This is a genomic window from Bacillus sp. M5A3_1b (assembly GCF_053345335.1).
In genome coordinates, this window is the sequence record NZ_JBKEZY010000010.1 from 14,233 (window position 1) to 32,897 (window position 18,665).

17 protein-coding genes and 1 pseudogene are annotated in these 18,665 nt (G+C 34.7%); 14 read left to right on the top strand and 4 right to left on the bottom strand.

Annotated elements, in window-relative coordinates:
• Positions 1–17: 17 nt before the first annotated feature.
• The 3 genes from ACLBWW_RS22740 to ACLBWW_RS22750 all read left to right on the top strand — a co-directional run bounded on the left by ACLBWW_RS22740 (position 18) and on the right by ACLBWW_RS22750 (position 2,016).
• Positions 18–725 carry an SDR family oxidoreductase gene (locus ACLBWW_RS22740; protein WP_098076295.1) on the top strand — a complete coding sequence of 236 codons (708 nt, stop codon included), beginning with the start codon at positions 18–20 and terminating at the stop codon, positions 723–725.
• 210 nt (positions 726–935) lie between these two features.
• Positions 936–1,595, top strand: coding sequence for a DUF6944 family repetitive protein (locus tag ACLBWW_RS22745; RefSeq protein WP_048546648.1), 660 nt, complete (start codon positions 936–938; stop codon positions 1,593–1,595).
• 208 nt (positions 1,596–1,803) lie between these two features.
• On the top strand, positions 1,804–2,016 hold the full coding sequence (locus ACLBWW_RS22750; RefSeq protein ID WP_000990228.1) for a YqaE/Pmp3 family membrane protein: 213 nt from the start codon (positions 1,804–1,806) through the stop codon (positions 2,014–2,016).
• A 68-nt stretch (positions 2,017–2,084) separates the two neighbouring features.
• Here the strand turns inward: ACLBWW_RS22750 and ACLBWW_RS22755 are convergent, their stop codons facing one another.
• On the bottom strand, positions 2,085–2,294 hold the full coding sequence (locus ACLBWW_RS22755) for a KTSC domain-containing protein (RefSeq protein ID WP_048546650.1): 210 nt from the start codon (positions 2,292–2,294) through the stop codon (positions 2,085–2,087).
• Between the two features lie 466 nt (positions 2,295–2,760).
• Between ACLBWW_RS22755 and ACLBWW_RS22760 the strand changes: the two genes are divergently transcribed.
• Positions 2,761–5,268, top strand: coding sequence for a PBP1A family penicillin-binding protein (locus tag ACLBWW_RS22760; RefSeq protein ID WP_098068837.1), 2,508 nt, complete (start codon positions 2,761–2,763; stop codon positions 5,266–5,268).
• A 229-nt stretch (positions 5,269–5,497) separates the two neighbouring features.
• On the opposite strand, the gene ACLBWW_RS22765 is transcribed toward ACLBWW_RS22760, so the two are convergent.
• Positions 5,498–5,779 carry a hypothetical protein gene (locus ACLBWW_RS22765; RefSeq protein WP_098079546.1) on the bottom strand — a complete coding sequence of 94 codons (282 nt, stop codon included), beginning with the start codon at positions 5,777–5,779 and terminating at the stop codon, positions 5,498–5,500.
• A 237-nt stretch (positions 5,780–6,016) separates the two neighbouring features.
• Here ACLBWW_RS22765 and ACLBWW_RS22770 point away from each other — a divergent pair, with 237 nt between their 5' ends.
• The 8 genes and pseudogenes from ACLBWW_RS22770 to ACLBWW_RS22805 all read left to right on the top strand — a co-directional run bounded on the left by ACLBWW_RS22770 (position 6,017) and on the right by ACLBWW_RS22805 (position 15,667).
• Positions 6,017–7,162 carry an MFS transporter gene (locus ACLBWW_RS22770; RefSeq protein WP_098847614.1) on the top strand — a complete coding sequence of 382 codons (1,146 nt, stop codon included), beginning with the start codon at positions 6,017–6,019 and terminating at the stop codon, positions 7,160–7,162.
• 68 nt (positions 7,163–7,230) lie between these two features.
• A pseudogene (locus ACLBWW_RS22775) lies at positions 7,231–7,421 on the top strand (hypothetical protein); the annotation flags it as partial.
• A gap of 394 nt (positions 7,422–7,815) precedes the next feature.
• Positions 7,816–8,937, top strand: a complete 1,122-nt coding sequence (mmgD, locus tag ACLBWW_RS22780) for a citrate synthase (RefSeq protein ID WP_141500188.1) — start codon at positions 7,816–7,818, stop codon at positions 8,935–8,937.
• A gap of 98 nt (positions 8,938–9,035) precedes the next feature.
• A complete protein-coding gene (gene prpD, locus ACLBWW_RS22785) occupies positions 9,036–10,472 on the top strand; it encodes a 2-methylcitrate dehydratase (RefSeq protein WP_000598118.1) in 1,437 nt (478 codons plus the stop codon).
• An 18-nt stretch (positions 10,473–10,490) separates the two neighbouring features.
• The gene (gene prpB, locus ACLBWW_RS22790) at positions 10,491–11,399 is read left to right on the top strand and encodes a methylisocitrate lyase (protein ID WP_048546660.1); all 909 of its coding nucleotides are present in this window, start codon (positions 10,491–10,493) and stop codon (positions 11,397–11,399) included.
• A 154-nt stretch (positions 11,400–11,553) separates the two neighbouring features.
• Positions 11,554–13,263, top strand: a complete 1,710-nt coding sequence (locus tag ACLBWW_RS22795) for an acyl-CoA dehydrogenase family protein (RefSeq protein ID WP_447614253.1) — start codon at positions 11,554–11,556, stop codon at positions 13,261–13,263.
• Between the two features lie 16 nt (positions 13,264–13,279).
• Positions 13,280–14,170 carry an NAD(P)-dependent oxidoreductase gene (locus tag ACLBWW_RS22800; RefSeq protein WP_447614254.1) on the top strand — a complete coding sequence of 297 codons (891 nt, stop codon included), beginning with the start codon at positions 13,280–13,282 and terminating at the stop codon, positions 14,168–14,170.
• A 36-nt stretch (positions 14,171–14,206) separates the two neighbouring features.
• Positions 14,207–15,667 (top strand): CoA-acylating methylmalonate-semialdehyde dehydrogenase, encoded by a 1,461-nt coding sequence (locus ACLBWW_RS22805; protein ID WP_447614255.1) that lies wholly within the window; start codon positions 14,207–14,209, stop codon positions 15,665–15,667.
• 71 nt (positions 15,668–15,738) lie between these two features.
• On the opposite strand, the gene ACLBWW_RS22810 is transcribed toward ACLBWW_RS22805, so the two are convergent.
• Positions 15,739–16,371: a LysE family translocator gene (locus ACLBWW_RS22810; RefSeq protein ID WP_000572331.1), complete on the bottom strand. Its 633-nt coding sequence runs from the start codon at positions 16,369–16,371 to the stop codon at positions 15,739–15,741.
• 227 nt (positions 16,372–16,598) lie between these two features.
• Positions 16,599–17,654, bottom strand: a complete 1,056-nt coding sequence (locus tag ACLBWW_RS22815; RefSeq protein WP_048546667.1) for an enoyl-CoA hydratase/isomerase family protein — start codon at positions 17,652–17,654, stop codon at positions 16,599–16,601.
• A 316-nt stretch (positions 17,655–17,970) separates the two neighbouring features.
• Here ACLBWW_RS22815 and ACLBWW_RS22820 point away from each other — a divergent pair, with 316 nt between their 5' ends.
• Both ACLBWW_RS22820 and ACLBWW_RS22825 read left to right on the top strand, forming a co-directional pair.
• Positions 17,971–18,228, top strand: coding sequence for a hypothetical protein (locus ACLBWW_RS22820; RefSeq protein ID WP_046955733.1), 258 nt, complete (start codon positions 17,971–17,973; stop codon positions 18,226–18,228).
• Positions 18,229–18,411: 183 nt separating this feature from the next.
• Positions 18,412–18,651, top strand: a complete 240-nt coding sequence (locus ACLBWW_RS22825) for a DUF2584 family protein (RefSeq protein ID WP_000667347.1) — start codon at positions 18,412–18,414, stop codon at positions 18,649–18,651.
• The last annotated feature ends 14 nt before the right edge of the window (positions 18,652–18,665 follow it).

Sequence of the window (18,665 nt, forward strand, 5' to 3'; positions counted from 1 at the left end):
TAAAGGAGGAGAGGTACATGCAACGAAACGAAACTGGAAAAATTGTAATGATTACAGGAGTGACGCAAGGATTAGGTCGTGCAATGGTTGATCGATTTCATGAATTGGGATGGAATATATATGGCTGTGGACGTTCCAAAGATAAAATTGAAGAATTGAAAAAATATTACGGTAATATACATGATTTTCAAATAATCGATGTTTCAGACTCCCAGCAAGTAAGTAGTTGGGCAAATTATATACTTCATAGAAATAGAGCACCAGATTTGTTAATAAATAATGCGTCGATTGTTAATAAAAATGGGCCACTGTGGAAAGTAACCGCTCAAGAATTCGAAAATATAATGAATGTAAACGTAAATGGTGTAGTAAATGTAATTAGGGCATTTGTCCCAGCGATGGTAGCTAGGAAAGAAGGAATGATTATTAATATGAGTTCTAGTTGGGGCAGAGAGGGAGAAGCTGAGCTTGCGCCATATTGTGCCTCAAAGTTTGCAATTGAAGGTATCACGAAATCTATGGCACTTGAATTACCCTCTGGTATGGCTGTTGTTGCTTTAGATCCGGGCGGAAGTATCAGGACCTCAATGCTGTATTCATGTGCACCACAGTATGTAAATGAATCACCCACACCTGAAATGTGGTCACGTAATGCGATTCAATATATATTAAATATAACAATAGATAAAAATGGAGCTTCATTGACATGCCCAGAATGTATGTAAATATATTTTGAATTGTATACGTATCTTTTAATTAGCATATTTTCAGTGATATACGCTTTGTCTAAAAAAAAGTACCTTAAAGGTGCTTTTTTGTATGATTAACACATTTTAGAATGCACAAAATTACATATAGAAAATAAATATGAGATAAAGGATGTCATTTGTGTATGGCGAAAAAAGCACTAGAAAATTTCTAAATAGGTGATAAAAATGAATCCAAGCGGTTTAAAAGTGACAGGAGCATGGTTTCAAGTAGGAGGAAATCTTACTGCGGCTATTGGGACGACAAGAGGATTTATTGGAGAAGAGAAAGTTGAATCAGATCTTATAATTGTAGGAAGCTCATTACAAGCCCTCGGTTATATATTACAAATAATAGCGAGTAATGATACCGGAGATGAAGCTGAAAGAGAAAATCAAAATATGTGTTTGGAGAATAAAAGTGAAATGCTCGATAAAATGGGCATTGAATTATTAGCATTAGGGAATATATCAAATGTAATAGGAACATATTTTAATATAAATAAACAATTGAAAGAGAATGATTATCTCATAATTGTCGGGAACAGTTTACAATCGATTGGTGCTTTTTTAGGAGTAGAAGCAGCTTTGCTTCAGATGAAAGCAATACAGAGAATTATAATACTAGGTAATTCTTTGCAAAGTTTAGGTGCTGGACTTCAAGCGTATCAAGGTATTATTAATGTATCAAAGAACGAAATAGAAAATGAAGGCAGTATGGTTGATAAAAAGAATGAGAAGATAATAGCACTCATTGGTATTTGGATACAAGCAATAGGAACTATTATTTCTGCGATTGGATTAACTATAATAGAGAAAGAAGAGAGATTAGAAAAAATAAAAATATGAAAATACACATTTGATAAAGGAAGGGGGATTTCAATTTTACATACGTGGTAAGATTGAAGTAGTAGGTTTTTAGGCATTTGAATAGAATATATAAGAGTAGAAACGTTTTTCATGCTTAATTGGAATGTATGAAATATAAAAATAATTGGTTTTGTGAGCGTATGAAAAGAAGAGAGATAAAAAATACAAAACAAGGAGTTTTCAAGAGATGATGTATTTATTGGCAATTCTACTACCACCAGTAGCCGTATTATTTTGTGGAAAACCATTTCAAGCAATAATTAACTTCCTATTAACATTAATATTTTGGGTTCCAGGAGTTATACATGCGATATTAGTTGTACATGATAAAAAAGCAGACCGGAGATTAAAAAAACAAATTGAAGCATATGATGAAATGAATAAGAGGAATAGAAGATAGCTAAGTCGTGAAATGATTGTAAAAAGAAAGGGGGACTACCTCCTTTCTTTTTTTCATTCTGTTTAAGTTTAAATTTTAGTATAGCGGTAAGAATTTTTAATATAAGTATTGTGATAATTAGTTTTAGAGTGTGCGCTTAATAAACCGGTGTAAATGTTTTCAGGCACGTTAAAGAAATCATACATTCCATTCTTTAATTGAATGCGTAAAATCATAGAAAAAGGATTATAGCCAACAGCAACAATATTTTTGGAACTCACGGGAGATAGCTTCATCATTATGCAACTCCTCACTTTTCATTTTTAATAATTTCTTGTAGATGTTGAGGTTGTAGTGTTGAAATCCTTATAATTAAAGAGATATTATACTTATATGCAATATATTAAATGTTTGTTATACGTAATGATAAGGAAGTTCACACGAAGTACATATCGTTGTGCTATTTTTATTTCACCTTTGATTTATAAATAAGAAAATATTGACCATTTGAAAAAAAGGTATATTATTTATACGAGGTATGAAAAATTCACTTTTTACATTCTATGCTTCAAGGAGCAGCATTATTAGGAAAAATAGCAGTGAAAATAGTTTGTATAAGAAGAATTTTAAAATTTATAATCTGTGAATTAGGAAAATATTGAATGCTCCAGGTCAATATACTTTCTTAATTAAATTCAGTTTAGAAAGTGACCTCAATATTTTTAAGTAAATCAACGGGAGAATTGAAAGGCAGGAGAAAGTAACATGTCAGAAAATTATCGTTCTCGAGAGGAGCGACGACAAGTTAAAAAGAAAAAACAGCCAGCTTCTAAAACACAAAAACCAAAAGGTAAAACATCGTTCTTTCGTAAGTTTTTGATTACTTGTTTATTACTTGGTATTGTTGGTTTAGTGGCGGGGGTTGCTACCTTCTTCGTAATGATTAAGGATGCACCAAAACTTGAGAAAGCAAAACTTGTTAATCCGTTATCCTCAAAAATTTATGATAAAAATGGCGATTTGGTATATGAATACGGGAAAGAAAAACGGACGAATGTTACGTATGATCAAATTCCTAAATTAGTAGAAAATGCATTTTTAGCAACTGAAGATGCACGTTTTTATGAGCATAGTGGAGTAGACTTTAAAGGTACTGCCCGTGCTGTCTTGGTGAGTCTTAAAGGAGATTACGGTTCACAAGGTGGAAGTACAATAACGCAACAAGTTATTAAAAACTATTTCTTATCGATGGAAAAAACATCAAAACGTAAAGTTCAGGAAATATATTTAGCGTATAAGCTAGAACAACAATATTCAAAACATGAAATTTTAGAAATGTATTTAAATAAAATTAATTTAGGAAACCGTTCATATGGAATCGCAACAGCAGCACAAAACTACTATGGTAAAGAATTGAAAGATTTAACATTACCAGAAGTTGCGATGCTTGCAGGTTTACCGAAAGCACCAAATAACTATGATCCATCGAAACCAGAAAATGTTCAAAGGGCAACAGAAAGAAGAAATGTTGTACTAAAATTAATGAACCGACATGGTTATATTACAAAGGCAGAAATGGAAGAAGCATCAAAAGTACCAGTGGATAAAAATATTAAGAGTGCAGCTGAGCTACAAGCAATGCCATATCCTGCATTTATGGATGCAGTTGTGAAAGAAGTAGAAAAAGAATTGCCCGATGCTAATATTGGCTCAGATGGTTTAGAAATTCATACAACTTTGGATCCAAAAGCACAGAAATTAGCTGATAATATTTTAAATACAAATATTATTAATTATCCAAATGATAAATTCCAAGGTGCTTTCACATTTATGGATACGAAAACAGGTGAGGTTCGTGCTATAGGTAGTGGACGCGGTGAAAATAAAGCAGTGTTTAAAGGGCATAATATGGCAATTGAATTAGATCGTGCAGCTGGTTCAACGATGAAGCCAATCTTTGATTACGGTCCTGCAATTGAATACTTAAAATGGGCTACGTATCATCAAATTGATGATTCTCCATTTAAATATTCAACTGGACAAGAACTTCGAAATGCGGACAGAAGTCATTTAGGCCCAATTACTATGCGTGAAGCATTAAAAATGTCACGTAACGTTCCAGCAGTTAAAACTGCAAAAGAAGTAGGAGTTAATAAATCAAAGGAATTCTCTGAGAAATTAGGTATTACATTTGATAAAGCGCCAGAAGAATCTACAGCTATTGGTACAAACGAAGTATCACCAACTGAAATGGCGGGTGCTTATGCGACATTTGGTAATGGTGGAAAATATGCAAAACCGCATTTTGTTAAGAAAGTAGTTTATCCAGACGGCAAGTCACAAAGTTTTGAGCAAAAACCAAAACAAGTTATAGCTGACTCTACAGCATATATGATTACTGATATGCTTCGTTCAGTAGTAACATCAGGTACTGGTACAGCAGCAAATATAAGTTCTTTAGATGTAGCTGGTAAAACAGGTACAACAAACTATGCTTCAAAACAATTAGCTCAATATAACATTCCAGAAAGTGCGACTCGTGATAGTTGGTTTGCAGGTTATACGCCGCAATATACGATGGCAGTATGGACTGGATATATGAAAGATGGTAAAGACGAGTATATTAGTAGTAAAAATACGAAAATTGCACAGTTGATCTTTAAAGAAATGATGAGCGAGATGGCTACAGATAAATCAAGATTTAAAATGCCAAGTAGTGTAATTCAAGAAGGTAGTGAGCTGCGTATAAAAGGGGAAAAACGTGATTCTTCTCCAAATACGAGCGTACCGGATACAACGGAACAACCAAAACAAGATCAACAGCAAAAAACTGAAGAAGAGAAAAAGCAAGAAGAATTAAAGAAACAAGAAGAACTTAAAAAACAAGAAGAACAAAAGCAACAAGAGGAACTGAAGAAGCAAGAAGAACAAAAGAAACTAGAAGAGCAAAAGAAACAAGAAGAAAAGAAACAAAATGAACAAAATAATGGAAATGGCCAAGGAACGACACCTCCAGCAAATAACGGAGGAGGCCAAGGAAATACAACACCACCAGCGAATAATGGAGGAGGCCAAGGAAATACGACACCTCCAGCAAATAACGGAGGAGGCCAAGGAAATACAACACCACCAGCGAATAATGGAGGAGGCCAAGGAAATACGACACCTCCAGCGAATAACGGAGGAGGTCAAGGAAATACAACACCACCAGCGACCACACAACCAGATACTGGCGGGAATGCAGGAGAAGCCCCTGTCAATAATGGACAATAAAAGAAGTTAATAAAAAGTACAAAAAAGCACTTAAGATTTGTGAAAATTACAATCTTAAGTGCTTTTTATCGCTTAAATTAAAATATTGATTATTGATTTTCTACAGAAAATTCTATAGTAAGCAGTTTATAGGTTTTTAGGATTAAATAGTTGTTATGTGAAATTAATACATAATTTTCTATTTGAAGTATTATTTTCGTTAAAATGCAGCAGCTATGCAATGATGAATTTAAATGTTAAAAGTACCATAGAAATTTTGAAAATAAATTGAAGGGAAATGATAAAAGACTTGAGCCTGAGGCAATGGAGTATAACTGGGGTTGTAAAAGGTAGTACTACTTGGATGTGCGCCATGATGCCAAAATGAGGGAGTAATTTGACCGGGAATTTGATAGTGTTGCCAAGTTGCAGGGAGTTCAATTCCTGCATCGGAACTAGCTGTATGAACGGCTGGAACGTGTATCCCAGGAGTCGAAGGAACGACGGCTGTTACTCTTGAAGACACCCACATAACATAATCACTCCTAAGTTGTGATAATAAAGTAGTATATTCTTTTCACGCGTATAAAGGTACATATAGATAGGACTTTAGGCTAATGTATACTTATAAAGTTGTAAGACCAATTTAAATTGATGGTGGACCATTTATTATAAAAAGATACGTCTATTTACGGAGGGAACAGGGACTAAGAAAATGTAAAATGGAGGTGTTAATTGCAATAACATACGTGTTTATGGAGGAATTTTAATGGAACGATTATGGACGAAATCATTTATTCAAATGACTTTCGCAATGTTATTTTTATTTACAGGATTTTATTTACTAGTTCCAACGCTCCCACTCTTTATTAAAGAGATAGGCGGCAATGAATCACAAGTCGGACTTATGATGGGAATGTTTACAATAGCGGCAGTTGTAATACGACCGATTATTGGAGGGATGTTGGATCAATATGGTAGAAGATCGTTTATTATTTTCGGGCTCATCTTTTTTGGGTTAACGATGTACTCTTATAATTTAGCGACGACAATTGTCCTTTTAGCTGTTTTACGTGTTATTCACGGGGTAACATGGGCTGTTTCTACAACAGCTGTTGGAACAGCGATAACTGATATTATTCCAGATTCACGCCGTGGTGAAGGTATGGGTTGGTACGGGATGGCTATGACAATTGCAATGGCAATCGGCCCAATGATTGGATTATCGGTTGTACAACATTATTCATTTCACGGCCTATTCTTGTTAGCAACTCTTTTATCCTTTATGGCAGTTTTATTATCGTTCATGACGAAAATGCCATTCACACCACAAAAAGAAAAAGGGAAAATGCAACTGTTTGAAAAATCCGTTCTATCAATTACGATTGTTGTTTTCTTTTTATCATTTGCATATGGAGGGATTACGACGTTTTTACCGCTATTTGCATCGTCAATTGATGTGAATCCTGGGACATTCTTTCTTGTATATGCAGTTGCTTTAACGATTGTAAGACCAATTTCAGGAAAACTATTAGATAAGTATGGAGAAGTATTTATCATACTCCCGGCACTATGTATTACGATTATCGCAATAGTTGTATTAACGATTTCAAATAGTTTAATGGGTGTAGTTATCGCAGCTGCATTATACGGTGTTGGATTCGGTTCAGCACAGCCCGCATTACAAGCGGCGATGCTTACAATTGTTAATCCGAGTAAAAGAGGAGTTGCTAATGCTTCATTCTTTACCGCATTTGATTTAGGGATTGGACTTGGTGCAATTTTACTTGGAGTTGTTTCGCAAATGTTCGGTTACCGTATTTTATTTGCAGGTAGTGCAATTTCAGGACTAATCGCTTTCATTATTTTTGTCATTTTTGTAAAACAGCGATTAGGTAAAAAAGAATTTACGTAAACGAGAGGAACAAAGATCAAAATTTCAATCGAACTTAACGATTTACAATGGTTAAAGGATAACATAATAATAATTCAATTCAGCCGGACTATTCTTTAGGGATAGTTTCTGAGAAATCAGATGGGGAAAGCGTGTCAGTTGAGAAAAAAGTCATTCTATTTTGGGAGATGTTTATAATCTTTGGTACTTTAAAAACTATCATTTAGTTAAATTTTACTATGAGGAAACGAAAGAAATTCAATTTAATTATGTAAAATAATAATTTTTTTAAAAGTAAATAAGTTTTATATAAGAATTATATTGAAGAGATAGTGAAATAAATATTATGAAGAAACGAGTTGTATATGTGTACAGCTCGTTTTTTTATTTTCTAAAAAAAATGGGAGAATGATATGTTCTGTAGGATTTTCTAATTCATCCTTATATTTTGTTTTAATAAGGCGAACAAAGAAGTCTGTCCTTTCTTTATAAAATATGAAAATTATTTTTGAAAAATTGTATTGTTACATCGGTAAAAGTATAGGGAACTTATCATTATAAAATAAATTGAAATCTTCTAAAAACTCTGATACATTGAAATAGAAATGTAGTTTCACGATTTTGTAAAGGCTTACAGTTATGTGCACGAAGATCTATTAGGATTGGAGGAAATAATGATGAAAGCTGAAGAAAAATTTTCCCCGGGATTAGATGGTATAGTGGCAGCGGAGACGAAAATTTCGTTTCTTGACACAGTGAAAGGTGAAATTGTAATTCAAGGGTATGATTTAATCGAACTCTCAAAAACAAAAGAGTATTTAGATATTGTGCACCTTTTATTGGAAGAACATCTACCGAATGAGGATGAAAAAGCACAACTTGAAAAGAAATTAAAAGAAGAATACGCGGTACCAGAAGGCGTATTCAACGTATTAAAGGCATTACCGAAAGAAACGCACCCGATGGATGGATTACGTACAGGTGTGTCCGCATTAGCTGGTTACGATAATGATATCGAAAACCGCTCGTTAGAAGTAAACAAAAGCCGCGGGTACAAATTATTGAGCAAAGTACCAAACATTGTAGCGAATAGCTATCATATTTTAAATAATGAAGAGCCAATTCAGCCTCTGCAAGAATTAACATATAGCGCGAATTTCTTCTATATGTTAACAGGTAAAAAACCAACTGAACTTGAGGAGAAGATCTTTGATCGTTCCCTTGTTTTATATAGTGAACATGAAATGCCAAACTCTACATTTACAGCGCGCGTTATTGCATCAACGCAATCGGACTTATATGGTGCTTTAACAGGTGCAGTTGCATCTTTAAAAGGTAGCTTACACGGTGGTGCAAACGAAGCGGTTATGTACATGCTTTTAGAAGCTGGTAATGTTGAGAAGTTTGAAGAGTTGTTACAGAAGAAACTATATAACAAAGAAAAAATTATGGGCTTTGGACATCGTGTGTATATGAAGAAGATGGATCCAAGAGCACTGATGATGAAGGAAGCTTTAAAGCAGTTATGTGATGTAAAAGGCGATTATACACTATATGAAATGTGTGAAGCTGGAGAAAAGATTATGGAGAAGGAAAAAGGAATTTATCCGAACCTTGATTATTACGCAGCTCCAGTATATTGGATGCTTGGTATTCCAATTCAACTTTACACACCAATCTTCTTTAGCTCTAGAACAGTAGGACTATGCGCGCACGTAATTGAGCAACATGCGAACAATCGATTGTTCCGTCCACGTGTAAATTATGTTGGCGAGCGACATGTACTTAGTAAATAAGAACAACTGGGGAGTTGTTAGCGCCGCCCGCTAGATGGGTGTTTGACCGACACCCATCATTAATAATAACGAATTTTCGACAGAAAGGGAAGAATAGTATGATTAAAACAAATGAAATTAAACAAAAAGATGCATTATTAGAAGAAATTGCGGATTATGTATTAAATAAAGAGGTAACTAGCGCAGAAGCATTCAGTACTGCTCGTTACGTATTACTTGATACACTTGGATGCGGAATTTTAGCATTGCAATATCCAGAGTGTACGAAATTACTAGGACCAGTTGTACCAGGAACGATCGTGCCGAATGGTACACGTGTACCAGGTACGTCATATGTGCTTGATCCAGTGAAAGGTGCATTTAATATCGGATGTATGATCCGTTGGTTAGACTATAACGATACTTGGCTTGCAGCAGAGTGGGGACATCCATCTGATAACTTAGGCGGTATTTTAGCAGTTGCAGATTATATTAGCCGTGTTCGTATTTCAGAAGGAAAAGAACCATTAAAAGTACGTGAAGTATTAGAAATGATGATTAAAGCACATGAAATTCAAGGTGTACTAGCTTTAGAAAATAGTTTGAATCGTGTTGGTCTTGACCATGTATTATACGTAAAAGTAGCAACAACTGCTGTAGTTGCAAAAATGCTCGGCGGAACACGTGAAGAAATCTTTAATGCATTATCACATGCATGGATTGATAATTCTAGTCTTCGTACATATCGTCATGCACCAAATACAGGCTCACGTAAATCATGGGCAGCAGGTGATGCAACAAGCCGCGGTGTTCATCTTGCAATGACTGCTCTAAAAGGTGAAATGGGATATCCAACAGCATTATCTGCACCAGGCTGGGGATTCCAAGATGTATTATTCAATAAACAAGAATTAAAGTTAGCAAGACCATTAGAGTCTTATGTAATGGAAAATGTATTATTTAAAGTTTCATATCCAGCAGAGTTCCATGCACAAACAGCTGCAGAGTGTGCCGTGAAATTACATCCAGAAATTAAAGAAAGATTAGATGAAATTGATCGTATTACGATTACAACTCATGAATCAGCAATTCGTATTATCGACAAAGAAGGTCCATTAAATAACCCAGCTGATCGTGATCATTGCTTACAATACATTACGGCAATTGGTTTGTTAAAAGGAGATATCGTTGCGGATGATTATGAGGATGTAGTAGCAAATGATCCACGTGTAGATGAATTACGTAATAAAATGGTTGTTGTTGAAAACAAACAGTACAGTTTAGATTACCTTGACCCGAACAAGCGCTCAATCGCCAACGCTGTTCAAGTTCATTTCAAGGATGGCACTGTAACAGAAAATGTGGAATGTGAATATCCACTTGGTCACCGTTTCCGTAGAGACGAAGCAATTCCAAAAGTTGTTCAAAAATTCACTGCAAATATGGCAGGTCATTATTCTAGTAAGCAACAAGAACAAATTCATGAAGTTTGTCTAAATGAAGAAAAACTAGAAAATATGAATGTAAACGAATTTGTAGATCTATTCTTAAATTAATAATAGGGGGAATTTAGAATGGCTTGGGTTGTGAATAAACAGTCAACACAAGAGGAGCTTGCGAATCGCTTCCGAGCTTTAGTAGAAGCAAATGGGATTTTGCAAATTCCAGGTGCTCATGATGCAATGGCTGCTCTTGTTGCGAAAAATACAGGTTTTTCAGCTTTATATTTATCAGGAGCTGCTTATACTGCAAGTAAAGGTCTACCAGATTTAGGAATCGTGACGTCTACTGAAGTAGCAGAAAGAGCAAGAGATCTAGTAAGAGCTACAGATTTACCAGTTCTTGTTGATATTGATACAGGATTTGGCGGTGTATTAAACGTAGCGAGAACAGCAGTAGAAATGGTGGAAGCAAAAGTTGCGGCTGTTCAAATTGAAGATCAACAATTACCGAAGAAATGTGGACATTTAAATGGTAAGAAACTCGTTACTACAGAAGAATTAGTTCAAAAGATTAAAGCGATTAAAGAAGTTGCACCAAGTTTATATATTGTGGCACGTACAGATGCTCGCGGTGTAGAAGGCTTAGATGAAGCGATTGAAAGAGCGAACGCTTATGTAAAAGCAGGTGCAGATGCGATATTCCCTGAAGCGCTTCAATCAGAAGAAGAGTTCCGTCTATTTAATAGTAAAGTAAATGCGCCTTTACTTGCGAATATGACTGAGTTCGGGAAAACGCCATATTATAGTGCAGAGGAATTTGCGAATATGGGCTTCCAAATAGTTATTTATCCTGTAACTTCACTTCGTGTTGCAGCGAAAGCATATGAAAATGTGTTTACTTTAATTAAGGAAACAGGTTCTCAAAAAGATGCACTTTCAAGTATGCAAACGAGAAGTGAGTTATATGAAACAATTTCATATCATGACTTTGAAGAATTAGATACTGGAATTGCAAAAACAGTATTATCAGAGGATCAATAGATAAAACAACTAAGGCGATGAGAATACATCTTTGGCAAAACGAACTGCTTGATGTGACAATTCATCGCCTTCTGTTTTCAAAAATAAGAAATTCCACTCATCGTAGACGAGCATACGTAGTAGCAAGTAAGGCCGAAATGATAGGGGGATTCAGATGGAGAAAACAAAGTTACCGTGGGATGAATTTTTTTCACTTAATAAAGATGTGAATTATACTTTCTTTACGCCAGAAGATTTTTCAGGAGATGAAGATTTAATCGCAAAAACGACAGAACAATTCGTTAAACAAGAAATTGTTCCACAAATGGAGAATATAGAACAACATAACTATAAAATTTCTCGTCAATTATTTGAGAAAGCTGGAGAACTTGGATTATTAAGTATCGAAGTCCCAGAAGAGTACGGTGGATTTGAGTTAGGAAAGGCAGTTTCAGGGCTTGTAGCAGAAAAAATGGGATACGCTGGTGCATTTAGTGTTTCCTTTAATATACACGCTGGTGTAGGTACATTGCCTTACATATATTACGGAACGAAAGAACAAAAAGAAAAATATTTGCCGAAAATTTCGTCTGGAGAATGGATTGGGGCGTATGCTTTAACTGAGCCAAATGCTGGTTCTGATGCTTTAAGTGCAAAAACAAGTGCAGTATTAAATGAAGATGGTACTGCTTGGAAGTTAAATGGTGAGAAGCAGTGGATTACAAATGCTCATATGGCAGATGTATACGTTGTTTTTGCGAAGACAAATAAAGGAATGACAGCGTTTATTGTCGAAAGAACATGTGAAGGTGTATCCATTGGACTAGAAGAAAAGAAAATGGGGATTAAAGGTTCTTCAACGGCTACCCTAATTTTAGAAGATGTTGTCATCCCTGCTCAAAATGTTTTAGGGGAAGTTGGAAAAGGGCATCACGTAGCTCTTAATATTCTTAACTTCGCTAGACTAAAGTTGGCTTTTGGAAATATTGGAACAGCAAAACAAGCAATTGGTTTGTCGGTTCAATATGGAAAAGAGCGAAAACAGTTCCAAACGGAATTAGTAGATTTTACGATGATTCAAGAGAAAATTGCAAATATGATCATTGCTACATATGGAGCAGAAAGTGCAGCCTACCGTACAGCAGGTGTAATTGATGAAGCAATTCATGAGAGCGATGAAGATCTTATGAAGAAAATGTCTCAATTTGCAATTGAATGTGCACTTAATAAAGTAAATGCTTCTGAAACACTTGGTCACATCGTAGATGAAGCTGTACAAATTCATGGTGGTTACGGTTATATGCAAGAGTACGAGGTAGAACGATTATATCGTGACGCTAGAATTAGTCGTATTTTTGAAGGAACAAACGAAATTAATAGATTAACAGTTGCTAAAATGTTAATGAAGCAAATAGAACAAATTGAAGATACTGAAGTAGAAGTTGATGTAGCAAATATTGAAAGAAACCATCGTTACATTTTATTAGCGAAAAAATTGTTGAAACAATCTTTGAAAACGCTCTCTAAAACTCCAGGGTTAAAAATTGACCAAGAACAAGAATATTCACGTGTATTATCAAATATGTTAACGGACGTGTACGTCATGGAATCAGCATTTTTACGCACGAGTAAAGCAATTAGTAAAAACGGTGAAGAGAAAGAGCGTACGAAACAAATGATAACTGATGTTATTTGTGAAGAAGGCTATCGTAAAGTAGAAGAAGCAGCGATTTCTATACTTTCAGCGGCTGTCACAGAAGAACAAGATAGACACGTAATTTTAGCTGGAATTCGTCAATTATTAGTGCCTTTATACACGAACGTATTTACAAAAAAGAGAGAAATTGCGAAAGCTATTATAAATCGTGGAAAGTATATTGTGTAAATAGGAGGAAAGCGATATGAAAAAGATTGGCTTTATCGGTTTAGGTAATATGGGTCTTCCAATGTCTAAAAATTTAGTTAAATCGAGTTACACAGTATACGGTGTGGATTTAAATAAAGAGGCCGAAGCTTCCTTTGAAAATGAAGGAGGAATTATTGGCTTATCAATCTCAAAACTAGCAGAAACATGCGATGTGATTTTTACAAGTTTACCTTCACCTCGCGCTGTTGAAGCGGTGTATTTTGGGGAAGAAGGATTATTTGAAAATAGCCAATCGAATGTAGTTTTAATTGATACAAGTACTGTATCTCCACAATTAAACAAACAGTTAGAGGAAGCTGCAAAGGAAAAGAAAGTAGACTTTTTAGCAGCACCTGTTAGTGGTGGGGTAATTGGAGCTGAAAACCGTACATTAACGTTTATGGTTGGTGGATCGAAAGAAGTATATGAGAAAACGGAATGTATCATGGGCGTACTAGGCGCGAATGTTTTCCATGTTAGTGAGCAGATTGATAGTGGCACAACAGTTAAATTAATTAATAACCTATTAATTGGTTTTTATACAGCTGGTGTGAGTGAAGCTTTAACATTAGCGAAAAAGAATAATATGGATTTAGATAAAATGTTTGATATTTTAAATGTAAGTTACGGTCAAAGTAGAATTTATGAGCGTAATTATAAAAGTTTCATTGCAACTGAAAACTACAATCCAGGATTTACTGTGAATTTATTAAAGAAAGATTTAGGATTTGCAGTAGATTTAGCGAAAGAAAGCGAACTTCACTTACCAGTAAGCGAAATGCTATTAAACGTATATGAAGAAGCAAGTGAGGCAGGATATGGTGAAAACGATATGGCTGCTTTATATAAGAAAGTTAGTGAACAGTTAATTTCTAATCAAAAATAATAGACTTATATACATCATAAAAAAGGAGAGAATATAATGATTACAACTGAAATTAAACGAGTAAAAAATCATATTAATGGTGAGTGGGTAGAATCTACTGGTACAGAAGTAGAAGCAGTTCCGAATCCGGCGACTGGAAAAATTATCGCTTACGTTCCGCTATCTCCGAAAGAAGATGTTGAAAAAGCTGTTGAAGCGGCAAAAGCAGCATACGAAACATGGTCTAAAGTACCAGTTCCGAATCGTTCAAGACAATTATATAAATATTTACAGCTTTTACAAGAAAACAAAGAAGAGCTTGCTAAAATCATTACGCTAGAAAATGGTAAAACATTAACGGATGCAACTGGTGAAGTGCAGCGAGGGATTGAAGCGGTAGAACTTGCAACATCAGCACCAAATTTAATGATGGGACAAGCTCTTCCGAATATTGCTAGCGGCATTGATGGATCGATTTGGCGCTACCCAATTGGAGTTGTTGCTGGTATTACACCGTTTAACTTCCCAATGATGATTCCATTATGGATGTTCCCACTTGCAATTGCTTGCGGTAATACGTTCGTATTAAAAACATCAGAAAGAACGCCACTTTTAGCAGAGCGACTTGTAGAGTTATTCTATGAAGCTGGTTTTCAAAAAGGGGTATTGAATTTAGTACAAGGTGGAAAAGATGTTGTAAATAGCATTTTAGAAAGTAAAGATATTCAAGCTATTTCATTCGTTGGATCTGAGCCGGTAGCTCGTTACGTGTATGAAACAGGTACGAAACACGGGAAACGTGTACAAGCGTTAGCTGGTGCAAAAAACCATGCGATTGTAATGCCTGATTGCAATCTTGAGAAAACAGTGCAAGGTGTAATTGGATCTGCATTCGCAAGTAGTGGAGAGCGCTGCATGGCATGTTCAGTAGTAGCAGTAGTTGATGAAATTGCTGATGAATTCATCGACGTACTAGTAGCAGAGACGAAGAAGTTAAAAGTAGGTGACGGTTTCCACGAAGATAATTATGTTGGACCATTAATTCGTGAATCTCATAAAGAGCGCGTATTAGGCTATATTAATAGCGGTGTAGCAGATGGAGCAACTTTATTAGTTGATGGTCGCAAAATTAAGGAAGAAGTTGGAGAAGGTTACTTTGTAGGTGCGACAATCTTTGATGGTGTAAATCAAGAAATGAAAATTTGGCAAGATGAAATTTTTGCTCCAGTATTAAGCATTGTACGAGTTAAAGATTTAGAAGAAGGTATTAAATTAACAAATCAATCTAAATTTGCAAATGGCGCGGTTATTTATACGTCAAATGGTAAACATGCACAAACGTTCCGTGATAATATCGATGCTGGTATGATCGGTGTAAACGTAAACGTTCCAGCACCAATGGCATTTTTCGCATTTGCAGGAAATAAAGCTTCATTTTTTGGTGATTTAGGTACAAATGGTACAGATGGTGTTCAATTCTATACACGTAAAAAAGTTGTAACAGAGCGCTGGTTTTAATAGAGAGTAAACAGCCAAAACAGTTGTTAAATGAAAAACGCCACTCTGAAGATGTGGTGTTTTTCGTCTTGTTAATTATTTTTTTCAAAAGCTAGTTTAATACCAAAACCAATTAAGACGATTCCTGTTAAGCCTTGAATATAACGTTGCGTCCTCGGTTTTTTCATAAAAGCACTAATTTTATCAATTAAAAATATATAAAAAGCGAACCAAATAACTGTTAATACGAGGTAAGTAAGACCCATTACGAGAAGTTGAATAAACGTATTATGATTTGGATTTAAAAATTGAGGTAAAAAGGTTAAAAAGAAGACTGCAACTTTAGGGTTTAATAAATTCGTAAGAAACCCTTGGCGAAAGCAAGAAGTGTGTTCATCTTCATTATTTAAAGATATATCGTTCGTATCAAAGCCTTCTTTGTTTCTTACCGCTAAAAGGGCTTTAATGCCAATATAAATTAAATACAGAGCTCCAACGTACTTGAAAATAGAAAATAAAAGAGCTGACTTTACAATAATTGCGGAAAGTCCGATTACTGCTGCTAAAGTATGAATTAAAAGTGCAACACATGTACCGAACACTGTTTTCACTCCACCGACCTTACCGGCAACCAATGTATTTTTCGTCGCCATTGCAGTATCAGGACCGGGTAAAATAATAAGACAAATAGACATAATGATGAAAAGAAAATAATTTTCAATCATAGTTGCTCCTCCTTTTTATTTTTAGAATATTTGATTAAAAATAGTGTAGCACACATTTTTGATTTAATAAAATTAAATTTTATTAAAAATTATTAAATGCGAAAGAGGCTATATAGTAGTGAAATTCCACTACTATATAGCCTCAATTTTATCCCGCATGACCGGACGATCGGTGAGGGCTAATAATAAGCGGGTAATGAACCCCCACTTATTAATGTTTCACCTTATTATGCATTAAGTAAGTTAAAGAACCGATTTACATCTTCTTCTGAAACATCACTTAATTGCTTATATTTATAATTCGGATTTTGATCTTTATCAACGACAACGGATCGTACTCCTTCGAAGAAATCTTCATGTCTCATGAAATTTTTAGCAAGTACAAGGTCGGTAGCGAAACATTCTTCAACGGATTTATCTTGTCCATCAATAAACTGTTTTAAAGTTACTTTTAATGAAATAGGGGATTTTGATAATAGCGTTTCTTTCGTTTTTAAAGCAAAGGAACTTTGAGCTTTCTCCAATGAATCGGTGATCTCTTCAATTGTATCGAATGCAAAATGTGAATTAATTTCTTCTAATGAAGTAGAAAGCTCGCTTTCTAAGTTTGGAGCAGTTGCAAATGTACGAATGAATTCTTTTAAATGAGTATGTACATCATCTTGTTTATACCAATTTACACTTTCAAGTTCAGTAAGGAAAATTGGTAATGAATCAGATGTCATAAAGTAATCAGCAGCGTTTATAAATAATACGTCAGAAGCTTTTAAAACAGATGCTGTTAAAGCAACATAGCGGCCAGCAAACCCTGGAGCTTTATTTAAGAAATAAGCAGCACCGACATCTGGGAAGAAGCCTATATTCATCTCTGGCATTGCCCATTTCGTACGCTCAGTTACAATTCGATATTTCGCACCATTTGTAATACCGACACCACCGCCCATTACAATTCCATCTAAACAAGCGATGATCGGTTTTTTATATTGATAAATATATGTATCAATTTCATACTCTTCTTCAAAAAAGCGTTCCGCATGCTGCAATGCAGCTTCATTTGAACGCGCTTCATAAAGAGTTTTAATGTCGCCGCCTGCACAAAAACCTTTTGTGCCAGCTCCTTTTAATACGATAAGCGCAATTCGCTCATCATGTTCCCATTCTTTCAGTTTTTGCCCAATTGGTTGCAACATGTCATAAGATAAAGAATTAAGTGCTTTTGGGCGGTTTAAAGTAATTGATGCAACGCCGTTTTCGCTAACAGAAAATAAAACGTGTTCAGTCATAATTCATCCTCCCTTACATATCTTCTTATTCTTAATTCTTGATACGTACTGAAATGTCCTTTATAAATTTTGTCTAAAGTTGACGGTACGTGTTAATTTGTATACCGCATATTTTGACGAGATATATTTGCAGGATTTCTGAGGTTGAAAATGAATATTACAACATTACTGTAATTGTAATTATTTGAAATTATCATGATAAACACGCTATTATATATGTGTAAATTGTGCATAATCACTTCAAAAAGAGTATTTGAAGTGATTATGCTGAAAGAAAAATTGCTTTTCATTAGAAATAGAGAAAGGAGAAATCGGAATGCCAGGACCTTTACTATTGTCGGTGATTATTTTGTCTTCTTTAATGATAGGGATAACGCAGTATTTTCATCATACAGATACGACAGAGGAAGTGAAGGATAAAGTACGACTTGTATTTCCGATTTTTATCATATCTATTTCTTTTTGCATTTTATTAAATAAGGATGGGTACATTATCGCAGTATTTTCATTTTTTGTAGCGATCGTTTTCATTACAGTTTTATATTATGTAATGAAAGACTTTATACAAAAATAAAGATGTCACATTAGACATTTTTATTTTTAAAATAAATAAAATTTCACATACCGTATTATATATAAAAATAAAAAACATATAGCGGTAGAAAAGTGTGTACTTTGTCGTGTATTTACTTGTCAATCTTGCATAGCCAATATACTATTAATAGTGTAGAGATTAGAAAAAGGGGTTGTATCTGTCATGAAATTTGAGATGCACACAAAAATTATTTCAAATGAAAAAGAAGTAAGATTACATATAGAAGAAAACATATTTCAATTAAAATTGGATGGTTATCACTTATTTACAGTTCAAGAAATATTGCCTTTATATAAATCAAATGAAGAAAGAATTGGTAGTGCAATGATACAAAAGTTAGAGTGGGAAAACGGAAAAACTACAATAAACTATCAACTCGTATCACTAAAATCAGTAAATTAAAAGGAGCAGGAAAC